Annotated in this window: 9 protein-coding genes; 5 read left to right on the top strand and 4 right to left on the bottom strand. The window is 39.1% G+C overall.

The window, feature by feature from the left end; genetic code table 11:
* Positions 1-74: 74 nt before the first annotated feature.
* Both ABEG20_RS07810 and ABEG20_RS07805 read right to left on the bottom strand, forming a co-directional pair.
* The gene (locus tag ABEG20_RS07810) at positions 75-1,166 is read right to left on the bottom strand and encodes a mannose-1-phosphate guanylyltransferase (protein WP_406826814.1); all 1,092 of its coding nucleotides are present in this window, start codon (positions 1,164-1,166) and stop codon (positions 75-77) included.
* Between the two features lie 14 nt (positions 1,167-1,180).
* A complete protein-coding gene (locus ABEG20_RS07805) occupies positions 1,181-2,149 on the bottom strand; it encodes an SIS domain-containing protein (protein WP_406826813.1) in 969 nt (322 codons plus the stop codon).
* Between the two features lie 91 nt (positions 2,150-2,240).
* Here ABEG20_RS07805 and recQ point away from each other — a divergent pair, with 91 nt between their 5' ends.
* The 5 genes from recQ (at position 2,241) to ABEG20_RS07780 (ending at position 9,328) form a co-directional block, all read left to right on the top strand.
* Positions 2,241-4,430, top strand: coding sequence for a DNA helicase RecQ (gene recQ / locus ABEG20_RS07800; RefSeq protein WP_406827387.1), 2,190 nt, complete (start codon positions 2,241-2,243; stop codon positions 4,428-4,430).
* Positions 4,431-4,546: 116 nt separating this feature from the next.
* The gene (gene kdsA, locus ABEG20_RS07795) at positions 4,547-5,359 is read left to right on the top strand and encodes a 3-deoxy-8-phosphooctulonate synthase (protein ID WP_406826812.1); all 813 of its coding nucleotides are present in this window, start codon (positions 4,547-4,549) and stop codon (positions 5,357-5,359) included.
* Between the two features lie 239 nt (positions 5,360-5,598).
* Entirely contained in the window at positions 5,599-6,222 is a 624-nt protein-coding gene (locus ABEG20_RS07790; RefSeq protein WP_406826811.1) for a (2Fe-2S)-binding protein, read from the top strand.
* Complete coding sequence (locus ABEG20_RS07785) at positions 6,219-7,202, top strand: FAD binding domain-containing protein (protein ID WP_406826810.1); 984 nt, start codon at positions 6,219-6,221, stop codon at positions 7,200-7,202. Before ABEG20_RS07790 ends, ABEG20_RS07785 begins: the two co-directional genes overlap by 4 nt.
* 2 nt (positions 7,203-7,204) lie before the next feature.
* Positions 7,205-9,328 (top strand): xanthine dehydrogenase family protein molybdopterin-binding subunit, encoded by a 2,124-nt coding sequence (locus ABEG20_RS07780; protein ID WP_406826809.1) that lies wholly within the window; start codon positions 7,205-7,207, stop codon positions 9,326-9,328.
* 110 nt (positions 9,329-9,438) lie between these two features.
* On the opposite strand, the gene ABEG20_RS07775 is transcribed toward ABEG20_RS07780, so the two are convergent.
* Complete coding sequence (locus ABEG20_RS07775; protein WP_406826808.1) at positions 9,439-11,040, bottom strand: S8 family peptidase; 1,602 nt, start codon at positions 11,038-11,040, stop codon at positions 9,439-9,441.
* Between the two features lie 236 nt (positions 11,041-11,276).
* Positions 11,277-11,873, bottom strand: coding sequence for a DUF4142 domain-containing protein (locus ABEG20_RS07770; RefSeq protein WP_406826807.1), 597 nt, complete (start codon positions 11,871-11,873; stop codon positions 11,277-11,279).
* Positions 11,874-11,914: the final 41 nt, after the last annotated feature.

Below are 11,914 nucleotides of genomic sequence, written 5' to 3'. Positions count from 1 at the left end.
CTGAACGTTAAATGTAAAATGGATGATGTAAGATAGTTATACATCATCCATTTTACATCTCACATCATCCATGTTTATATAAACCTGTTTCCAAATCTGGATTTAACTTCTGCCACAAACTCTTTAACTTTTTGTTCTTCATTTCTTGGGCAGATCATAAGCATGTTATTGTTTTCAACCACGATATAATCATGCAGTCCCTGTAAGATTACCAGTTTATCTTTTGGAACATTCACCATGCAATTTGATGAATCGAACATCAGCACCTGTTCCGAAGGAATAACCGCGTTACCCACGTAATCTTTCTCAGCCATCTCATAAATGGAGGCCCAGGTACCTAAATCAGACCAGCCAAAATCAGATGGAAGCACGTAAACGTTCTCAGCTTTTTCCATGATTCCGAAATCGATTGAAATATTGGTACATTGAAGATAAGCATTATTGATAAATTCTTTTTCACTGCCTTTATTCAATTCAGATCTTCCCACATTAAATATTTCATACATGTCGGGCAGATGTTTTTCGAAGGCCTTTAATATCGCTTTGGCCGACCAAATAAAGATCCCGGCATTCCATAAGAAATCGCCACTCTGCAAAAATGATTTGGCCAGTTCTAAATTTGGCTTTTCGGTAAAGGTTTTAACTTTATGCAGATCGGTATCAGTATTAAGCACATAATCAGTATGCTGAATATAACCGTAACCGGTATCTGGACGGTTAGGTTTAATGCCCAAAGTGATTAAACAATCATTTTTGGATGCCGCTTCTAAAGATTGCTCAATAGACGCTACAAAACCATCGATATTGGCAATGGTATGGTCTGAAGGCGCAACCACAATGGTGGCATCAGGATTTAATTCCGCAATTTTTAAACTTCCATAAGCTATACAAGGTGCTGTATTTCTCATTAAAGGCTCGGCCAAAATCTGGTTATCAGTTAAAAGAGGCAACTGCTCTTTAATCAGATCAGAATAAATTTCGTTGGTTACAATAAATATATTTTCAGGAGGACAGATATTTAAAAATCTTTCGTAAGTGCTTTGGATAAGGGTTTTTCCAACACCAAAAAAATCGATAAATTGCTTTGGATATTCGGTTCTACTTACTGGCCAAAAGCGGCTTCCAACGCCACCGGCCATAATTAATGCATAATAGTTTTTATTCATTTTATTATTTAAAACTACACAATGCCTTCATTTAAAAGATCGTGTAAATGGATGATGCCAAAGTAACTATTTTGTTCCAGAACTAACAACTGGGTGATATTGTTTTGTTTAATAATATCCAGAGCATCAACTGCCAGAGCATCAAACTGTATGCTCTTTGGTGTTCTGCCCATGATATCTTCTGCTTTTAAGTCTGCAATACTACTGTTATTTTCCAACATGCGCCTAATATCACCATCCGTAATAATACCAAGTACGTTATCGTCGCTATCTACAACAACAACAGCCCCCAAACGGTTTTTGCTAATTTCTATCAATACATCTTTAACTGATGCAGACGGATGTATAGCAGGTTTTTCGTTGGATAAGGCCAGATCACGTGCTTTTAAATATAGTTTTTTACCCAGTGATCCACCTGGATGATATTTTGCAAAATCGGATTCATTAAATTCTCTGCACTCCAACAAACAAATGGCCAAGGCATCGCCCAATGCCAATTGCGCTGTGGTGCTGGTTGTTGGTGCCAGATTATGCGGACAGGCTTCCTTTTCAAAAGCGGTATTCAAAATCAGGTCGGCCTGCTCTGCCAAAAAAGAATTCAATTCTCCAACCATCCCGATCAGGAGATTGCCGGCTGTTTTCAATAAAGGGGTAAGTACTTTAATTTCTGGTGTATTTCCACTCTTGGAAAGGCAGATGACGATATCATCTACCTGGATCATCCCCAAATCACCGTGAATAGCATCGGCAGCGTGCATAAAAATAGCAGGTGTGCCGGTTGAATTAAAAGTCGCCACCATTTTTTGCGCAATGATTGCACTTTTTCCTATGCCCGTTACAATTACCCGCCCTTTGCCATTTAAAATGCTTGATACGACTTTTTCAAAATCGTCGTTAATATTCTTCGCAACATTTAATATTGCAGCTGCCTCAAGCTCTAAAGTGCCTATAGCTGATTGGATTATGGATTTTTTACTTTTCAAAGAGAAAATAATTGTTTGTTAATACTTGAAATTCTTGTAAAATTATGTTATTTTGGATACAAAAATAGCATCGCATATTTTATTACACAAAATGGACGTGAAAAAGTCGTTATTTGATAACCTACAAAATTTCTTCGGGTTTGATAATTTCAAGGGTGATCAGGAGTCGATCATTACCAATATTTTAGAAGGCAATAATACTTTTGTGATTATGCCCACAGGCGGAGGGAAGTCTATTTGCTATCAGTTGCCCGCTTTAATGAGCGAGGGAACGGCAATTGTGATTTCTCCTTTGATTGCCTTAATGAAAAACCAGGTAGACCAGCTAAGGGCTTTTGGTGGAAGTGACAGTATTGCTCACTTTCTTAATTCATCCTTAAACAAATCTGAAATTACACAAGTTAAATCTGACCTTTTAAGCGGCCAGACCAAATTATTATATGTTGCGCCTGAATCTTTGGCAAAACAGGATAATATTGATTTTTTAAACCTGATTAAAATCTCTTTTGTTGCCGTTGATGAAGCGCATTGTATTTCTGAATGGGGGCACGATTTCAGGCCTGAATACCGTAAGATTAAACAGGTTATTGCCGGATTAGGTAATAACATTCCAATTATTGCCTTAACTGCCACTGCCACACCAAAAGTACAGCAGGATATTATGAAAAACCTGGGTATGACGGAAGCAACATTATTTAAGTCTTCATTTAACCGGCCGAACTTATTTTACGAGATTCGTCCAAAAAGAGATATTACCAAAGAGATCATTAAATACATCAAGTCTAATCCGGGTAAATCAGGAATTATCTATTGCCTTAGCCGTAAAAAGGTAGAAGAAGTGGCCGAAGCTTTAAACCTCAACGGAATCAGCGCATTACCCTATCATGCAGGCTTAGATCCAAAGGTGAGGGCAGAAACGCAGGATAAATTTTTGATGGAAGATGCAGAGGTCATTGTGGCAACCATTGCCTTTGGTATGGGGATTGACAAACCGGATGTTCGCTTCGTCATCCACCACGATGTGCCTAAGAGCATGGAGGGGTATTATCAGGAAACAGGCAGGGCCGGACGTGATGGTGGCGAAGGCGTATGCATTGCTTTCTACTCTCAAAAAGATGTAGATAAACTGGCCAAGTTTATGAAAGATAAACCCGTTTCTGAAAGAGAGATTGGTACGCAGATATTAAAGGAAGTAATTGACTATGCCGAATCCGGCGTTTGCCGTCGTAAGCAGATTCTTCACTATTTTGGTGAGAACTTTAATGAAACTGGCTGTAACTGTATGTGCGACAACTGCAAAAAGCCTAAAAAACAGTTTGATGCCGAAAGCCAGTTATCTACCTTATTAAAGTTTATTGAGAAATCCGGAGAGAAATTTGACGATGCACACCTTTTAAACGTTTTCTTAGGTTTGGAAACAGCGCAAACCATTGCTTACGAACATAGTAAGGCTCCTGAATTTGGAATTGGTAAAGAAGAAGGTGAGTTGATGTGGAAATCAATTATCAGGCAGGCTGTTTTGAACAATTATCTTTTTAAGGATATTGACAATTATGGTTTATTAAAGTTAACCAGGCAGGGGAAAGATTTTATTGTTAATCCTTACAGCCTTAAATTTATATTGAATGAACCCATAGAGAATGGTACTGATGATGATGATGATGACGTGAAACATGGTACTGGTGCTTTAGATACCCATCTTCTATCATTACTGAAAGAGCTACGTAAAAAAATTGCGAAGCAGAAAAGTGTTCCTCCGTTTGTGGTTTTCCAGGATCCGTCTTTGGAGGAAATGTGTACCCATTATCCCATTACCATGGAAGAACTTCGCCAGATTTCTGGTGTAGGTTCAGGCAAAGCCATGAAATTCGGGACGCCATTTATCGAATTGATCAAAAAATATGTGGAGGATAATGATATCGAACGTCCTATTGATCTGATTATTAAAACGCAGGCCAATAAATCGCAGATGAAGGTTTCGATTATCCAAAATATCGACAGACAGATTGGTTTGGAAGATATTGCCGATTCAAAAGGCATCACTTACGAAGAAATCCTGAAAGAAGTTGAATCGATTGTTAACTCAGGTACTAAACTTAACCTGAATTATTTCATTGATGAAGTGATTGATGATGATAGACAGGATGAAGTTTTCGATTATTTCAGAGCAGCCGAAAGTGATTCTATAGATGAAGCGCTTAATGAACTGGGCGAAACCGATTATACCCGCGAAGAAATTCAATTGATGCGGATTAAATTCATGTCAGAACTAGGAAACTAGATTGATGTAATAAAATGGGAGAGGTAAGATGGATAATGTATCTGTTTATCCTTCCCATTTTCCATTAAATTTAGTTTTTATATTTTCCATTATCCATCTTCCATAATACATTTTACATGTTAAACTATTTAGATAAATTAAAAAATACCGATTCAGGAAATTTCTTTTTAATGGCTGGTCCGTGCGCTATTGAAGGCGAAGATATTGCCATGAGAATCGCTGATAAGATTATTACAGTTACCGATAAACTGCAGATTCCATATATTTTTAAGGGTTCGTACCGCAAGGCGAACAGGAGCAAAGGGAGTTCCTTTACGGGAATTGGTGATGAAAAAGCTTTACGCGTTTTGGAAAGGATTGGCAGAGAATTTGGTGTGCCAACCGTTACCGATATTCACGAAAGTGGTGAAGCAGCCATGGCTGCCGCTTATGTTGATGTATTGCAGATCCCGGCTTTTTTATGCCGCCAAACCGATTTATTAATTGCAGCTGCCGAAACCGGAAAGGTAGTTAACGTTAAAAAAGGCCAGTTTTTATCAGCTGGTTCCATGAAATTTGCTGTCGAAAAAGTAAAAGAAGCAGGCAATAACAAAGTGATCTTAACTGATAGAGGCAATACTTTTGGTTACCAGGATCTGATTGTTGATTATCGCGGTTTACCAGAAATGCAAAGTTTTGGCGTGCCCGTGGTAATGGACTGTACGCATAGTTTACAGCAGCCTAACCAAAGCAGCGGTGTTACCGGCGGTAAACCAGAACTCATCTCTACCATTGCCAAAGCAGCCATTGCAGTTGGTGCAGATGGTTTATTTATAGAAACACATCCTGATCCTGCAAATGCAAAATCAGATGGTGCCAATATGCTACACTTAGATTTGCTGGAAGAAACACTCACCAAACTGATCCGGATTAGACAAGCTATATTATAACATATAAGTTCAAAATTATAACATATAAGTTCGAACAATTAGTGACATAATTGGGTTTTGTATTTGTTGATGTTAATTTCTAGAAGTAACTTTTCTTTTACCTACCAAACTAAGGAAAGTTAGCTTTAATTTTTATATTAAATTTAAAGATGGAAATACCGGAAAAATCTGGTGATTTTTAGCGAAGAATTTATAATAATGAAGATTCTGGGAATACATCGATTAATAAATATCCAATTATGAAATCTTCTGATCAGAAACCAAATCAAGGCGATAGCAGGCGCGATTTCCTTAAAAAAAGTTCAGTAATTACGGCCATTGCGCTAACGCCAGGTGTGGCCATCAAAGCAGCAGAAAATAACGCTGACGAACGTTTTGCGGAGCTTTTTGAGAAAATCCCTCTAAAGCTTACTGTAAATAATAAGGCTTATCAAACAACAGTTGAGCCAAGGGTAACGCTTTTAGATTACCTGCGTGAAGAATTACATTTAACAGGCACTAAAAAAGGATGTGACCATGGCCAGTGTGGCGCCTGTACTGTTCATGCAGATGGACAAAGGATAAATGCCTGCCTCAGCTTAGCGGTAATGAATGAGGGAAAGAAAATCATCACGATTGAAGGTTTGGCCAATGGCGATACTTTACATCCTATGCAGGCTGCCTTTATCAAACATGATGGTTTTCAATGTGGTTATTGTACACCTGGTCAGATTATGTCTGCAGTAGCCTGTGTGCGTGAAGGCCATACTAATTCAAGGGCCGAGATAAGCGAATACATGAGTGGAAATATCTGTAGGTGTGGTGCTTATCCTAATATAGTTGATGCAATTATTGAAGTAAAGGAAGGAGGTCAGACGGTATGATCAATTTTCAATACCTCAGAACAACCACAGCAAAATCGGCAATTGCTTTATTGGTTAAAGATAAAAATGCAAAATTTCTTGCAGGCGGTACCAACTTAATCGATCTGATGAAAAGAGGTGTTACTGCACCAGAAAAACTTATTGATATCAACCATGTCCCACTCAAACAAATTAAACAGGTTGGGGATAAAATCCACATTGGAGCACTGGCTTCCAATACAGCCGTTGCAGATCATGCGCTGATCAAAGAAAAACTGCCCTTACTCTCATGGGCTTTACAGGCAGGTGCATCGGCGCAACTGAGAAATGTGGCTACGGTTGGCGGTAATATGATGCAGCGTACACGTTGCGGATATTTTTACGATATTGAAATGCCTTGTAATAAGCGGCAACCCGGAACAGGATGTGGAGCTATGGAAGGTTTTAACCGGATGCATGCTATTTTTGGGACTTCTGAAAAATGTATAGCTGTTCACCCCAGCGATATGTGCATAGCTTTAGCAGCATTAGATGCCGAAGTGGTATTGGCCAATGCTAAAGGCGAACGCAAAATGGCATTTAAAGATTTTCATCGCTTAGCTGGAGATACACCACAGTTAGACAATAACTTAAAGGCTGATGAAATGATCGTTGGTTTAGAGATTCCTATCAGTAAGCTGAATAAAAATTACCACTATCTTAAAGTTAGGGACAGGGCTTCTTATGCTTTTGCACTGGTATCGGTAGCGGCAGCATTTGAAATCGTCGATAATAAAATTATTGATGTTCGGTTAGCCATGGGTGGCGTAGCACATAAACCCTGGCGTTTAACTGCATCTGAGCTTTATTTAAAGGGAAAAGAAGCTAGCTTAAACCATTTTGAGCAGGCTGCGCAATTGGCCATGAAAGATGCAAAAGGCTTTGGAGGTAATGACTTCAAATTAAAACTGGCACCTAATACGATTATTGAAGCGTTAAACCTTGCAAAATCAAAAGCCTAGTTATGGAAAAGAACATGTTAAAAGATGAGAACGATCGCGTTGATGGATTCTTGAAAGTTACCGGGAAAGCCAGGTATTTTGCCGAATATGAATTGCCAGGTTTAACTTATGGTGTTTTGGTAACCAGTACCATTACCAAAGGAAAAATTACCTCACTTGATACCAAAGCCGCCGAAAAAGCTCCGGGCGTAATTGCTGTGATTTCTCACCTGAACAAGCCATCGGTTGCTGCTTACGAGCAGGAAGGTGGCCCACAGATGAAGGTTTTTTACACCGATAAGATTTTTTATAACGGACAACCAATAGCTATTGTGGTGGCGAATACTTTTGAAAGGGCTACTTATGCCGCCTCGTTAGTTAATGCCACCTATGCTAAAGAAACTTTTAATACCGATTTCGAGAAAGCATTGAAAGATCCGAAGGCTAAAAAGCTTCAGGGGCAGGCTGATTATAAACGTGGTGAAGAAAATGCTTATAAAACCGCAGAGGTAAAGCTCGAAGAAAGATACTTTTTACCGATAGAAACACATAATCCGATGGAATTACATGGGATTATTGCAGATTGGCGACCAAATAACCAGCTTACAGTTTATGCCAAAACACAAGGTGTAAAAGCTACACAGGGTACTATTGCAAATATTTTTAAAATTCCGATGGAAAATATCCAGGTGAATTCGGAGTTTGTGGGTGGTGGCTTTGGCATGGCCTTACGTACCTGGCCGCTTGAAATTGCAACGATAATGGCTTCTAAACATATTGGCAAACCTGTGAAAGTGGTGATCACCAGAATGCAGATGTTTACAATGGTGGGTAATCGGCCGGCAGCGATACAAACCATTGGTTTAGGTGCAAATAAGGATGGTAAATTAACAGGCATTACGCACAGGGCTTACGGTGAAACCTCTACTTATGAGAATTTTACTGAAGGTGTGGTGAACATGGCAAAGTTTATGTATCAATGCGATAATGTAAATACTTCTTATGTCATTGTACCGGTTGATTTGGGGGTGCCCATCTGGATGCGCGGACCAGGTGAAGCAACAGGTGCTTTTGCACTGGAAAGTGCAATTGATGAGATGGCGCATGCTTTGGATATGGATCCATTGGATTTCAGAATTAAAAATGATCCTGAAAGCGATCAGCAAAAAAATAAACCCTTTTCCAGCAAAAATATTAAGGAAGCCTATAAAATTGGGGCAGACAAAATAGGCTGGCGCAATCGGAAAAACAAACCTGGCAGTTTGGTTGAAGGACCATGGCAAACCGGTTATGGAGTGAGTGTTGGTGTATTTAATGCCAACAGGGGTAAGGCCAGCGTAAAGGGTATTTTAAAAGCCGATGGATCGCTGCTTTTACAAAGTGCAACCAGCGATATTGGTCCCGGTACAGGAACTGGCATGACTTTAATTGCCAGCAAATTAATGCATATCCCCGTAGATAAAATTACCTTCGAATTGGGCGATTCATCTTTGCCACCAGCACCAAGTCAGGGCGGCTCGGCTACACTATCTACTGTAGGCTCGGCTGTGAATGATGTTTGTGTAGCTTTAAAATCAACAATTGCAGAACTGGCAGCAAATTCAAATATGGATGCTACATCTAATTTTGTTGATGTGTTAAAAAAGAACAATCTTCCGCAGATCGAAATAACGAAAGAGAGCCAGGGTGGTAAAGAAAAAGATAGCTACTCCATGTATTCATTCTCCATACACTTTGTGCAGGTGAAGGTAAATAGCTTGACAGGAGTAGTAAAAATCAGTAAGATTGTTTCCGTAGGCGATTCAGGTACTATTGTAAGCCCGAAAACAGCCCGGAGCCAGATGGTAGGCGGTGCAGTTGGCGGAATCGGGATGGCCTTAACCGAAGAATCAATTATCGATCACCGTTATGGAAGATACATCAATAACAACTTTGCCGATTACCATGTACCCGTGAATGCCGATGTACCGGAGATAGATGTTAACTTCATCAACAAACCCGATCCGTACATTAATCCGATGGGGGCAAAAGGGATGGGCGAAATTGCCTTAATCGGTTTTTCTGCTGCCGTAGCCAATGCCGTTTTTAATGCCACTGGCAAAAGAATCAGAACATTGCCAATTACACCTGATAAGATATTGGCTTAAAACTAAATATCCTGAACAAAAAATGCGTTCCATTGTAAATTGGAACGCATTTTTTGTAAAGATTCTTCACTTTCACTCAGCATGACAATCTGAAGAAATTATTTAGCAACCTATTTACCTGAATAAGTTGCTGCTAATTTTAATGCATTGTAAGCATTCACAACTCCACCACTAATGCAAAGGTCAGAAAACGGAACAGAAACTTTTTCTGCATCCGGCCCTTCGCCTTTGGCGTATTCTACATTGTGATTCACTTTAGTAACCGATTTAACAATAATTTCTTTTACCTGTGCAGCCGTTAATTTCGGATAATAAGAACGGATTAAGCCTGCTAAGCCTGCCACAACAGGAGATGCCATACTCGTTCCATCCAGGTTTTTATATTTAGAACCTGGCACGGTAGAGTTGATCTGCACGCCTGGGGCAAAAACATCTACCTGTGCCTTACCAAAGTTAGAGAAACTGGCTTTCAAAGTTTCATCATCTTTGGGACCTGAAGCACCAACTGTAATCCATGATGCAATGGTTTTTTCATCTAAATCCTTGTGGTTAGGAAAATTATTTTCAACATCGATATTTTTGTTTTCGTTTCCTGCAGCCTGAACAATCAATACGTCTTTAGATGCAGCATACTTCATGGCTTCGTTAACTATGGCTTTATTCCAGCTATAAGCTTTACCAAAACTCATGTTAATTACTTTGGCACCATTATCAACTGCATAACGGATTGCATTCGCCACATCCTTATCTCTTTCATCACCATTTGGTGTACAACGAACACCCATGATAGCAACATTATCGGCCACGCCTAAAATGCCAAGTTTATTAGTTCTATCCGCAGCGATAATACCAGCTACGTGTGTGCCGTGCATAGCATCGGGACCTGCAACATCATTATTGCCATAAAACCGCTCTTTATCATTATTGGGATTATCGCCAACTATTGAACGGGGATCATAGTCAATATTTAAGTTGTATTCGGCCTGGCGCGTATAATAATCCAATCCTTCTACAATCTGGTCTTCGTAAAAATCTTTAAAACTACCTTTTTCCAATTGTTGGCCCAATATATTCTGGATCCGACCTTCAATCGCTGTAGATGGCTTAAAGTTTTTAAAATCTTCTGCTGTTGGATTTTCTTTACCAATTTTTTTTACTACAGCATCTAAAGCTGTTTTAAAACCAGTAATACCGGCTAAATTTTCCTTTGCTTCTGCCAGTTTTTGTTCTAATTCAGCTCTTTCTGCTTTAAAAGCTTCAAAATCCTTTTTATCTTTTTCTGCTACATTCGCATCCGTAACGTTAGCAAAGCGTACCTGATCACGACGAACCAGACGGGTTAATTCTAAGGTTTCGAAATTTACAGATCCTTTTGGTCCGCCAATAAAATTCCAGCCATTAATATCGTCGATATAACCATTCTTGTCATCATCTTTGCCGTTGCCCGGTATCTCTTTGGTATTTCTCCACATAATCCGTTTCAGATCTTCGTGTGTAGCTTCTACACCACCATCATTTACAGCTACGATAACTTTAACAGATTTTTTGCCTTTTAAAAGTTCTTTATATGCTTTTTCGGTACTGATTCCGAATGTACTATCACTTTTAAGGTCAAGATTTTGCCAATTGGCTTTTTGTGCATTGGCCAAAGTTGGCACCACACTGGCAATTGCAATGCCGAATAGCACTCTTAAAATTTTACTCTTATTCATTTATGTATTTTTGTATTAAACGGCGAAAGTTAATTTTAATTTTTTATCGAAAGAAATTGTATTAAAATTAAATTCTTTTTGGCATGTTTTTATATCCCTTAAGGCAGTCTGAAATAGAAAAGTCGTCATGCCGAACCAAGCTTCACGTGATGGAGAGATCTATCTGAAAAGATTTCTCGACTTCGTTACACTCCGCTCAAAATGACGACTGATTGATCTAAAGATACTTTAATAATCTATTGTAAACCAGCTGCAATTTTCTTGGCCATCTCATTATGTGATTCAATTACTTTTAAGGTATTCGTTGCCCACTCTTTGATGTTTTGGTCGCGATTTTCAGTTCCTTGCTTAAATAAGGCTACTGTTTTTTCATGATCGGTAACCATCATATCCATATAATGTTTATCAAATGCTGCACCGGTCATTTTTTTCATTTCATCTAAATGAATTTGCTCATCAGCAGGCAATGCATCAGGAGTAATCACTTTTTTATTTACCGCCAAAGCTTTTAATTCGGCATTAGCTTTAGTATGGTCGGCAAGCATTTTGGCTGCAAAATCTTTAACAGCTGCACTGTTTGCATTTTTAGCAGCAACCTTAGCTGCTTCAACTTCCATTATACCGCCAACAGCTGCTTTTCTTAAAAATGTTGCACCTGCCTCGTCTACTCCCGATTCGGTACTCTCAGATCCGACAACGTGATTACCATTTACCATTGTGGTATCGCCGGAAACGCTATCCTTAGTGGTCGCCGATTTTTTGTCTGCAGTTTGGCAAGCCTCAAATGAAAGTGCCAGCGCAAAAGCTGTTGACAATAAAAATATCTTTTTCATGTTTTCTCTATGTTTTGATATGTATGAGAAACAAGAGACAT

Origin of the sequence: Pedobacter sp. KACC 23697, assembly GCF_045348445.1 — a bacterium.
GTDB lineage: Bacteria > Bacteroidota > Bacteroidia > Sphingobacteriales > Sphingobacteriaceae > Pedobacter.
Note: the sequence above shows the minus strand (reverse complement) of the source record. Positions and strands in the feature narration are given on the sequence as shown.

Excerpts from the sequence above, each read along its gene's own strand:
- ABEG20_RS07810 (WP_406826814.1), bottom strand. The coding sequence starts at position 1,166 with ATGAATAAAAACTATTATGCATTAATTATGGCCGGTGGCGTTGGAAGC.
- recQ (WP_406827387.1), top strand. The coding sequence starts at position 2,241 with ATGGACGTGAAAAAGTCGTTATTTGATAACCTACAAAATTTCTTCGGG.
- kdsA (WP_406826812.1), top strand. The coding sequence starts at position 4,547 with ATGTTAAACTATTTAGATAAATTAAAAAATACCGATTCAGGAAATTTC.
- ABEG20_RS07790 (WP_406826811.1), top strand. The coding sequence starts at position 5,599 with ATGAAATCTTCTGATCAGAAACCAAATCAAGGCGATAGCAGGCGCGAT.
- ABEG20_RS07785 (WP_406826810.1), top strand. The coding sequence starts at position 6,219 with ATGATCAATTTTCAATACCTCAGAACAACCACAGCAAAATCGGCAATT.
- ABEG20_RS07780 (WP_406826809.1), top strand. The coding sequence starts at position 7,205 with ATGGAAAAGAACATGTTAAAAGATGAGAACGATCGCGTTGATGGATTC.
- ABEG20_RS07775 (WP_406826808.1), bottom strand. The coding sequence starts at position 11,040 with ATGAATAAGAGTAAAATTTTAAGAGTGCTATTCGGCATTGCAATTGCC.
- ABEG20_RS07770 (WP_406826807.1), bottom strand. The coding sequence starts at position 11,873 with ATGAAAAAGATATTTTTATTGTCAACAGCTTTTGCGCTGGCACTTTCA.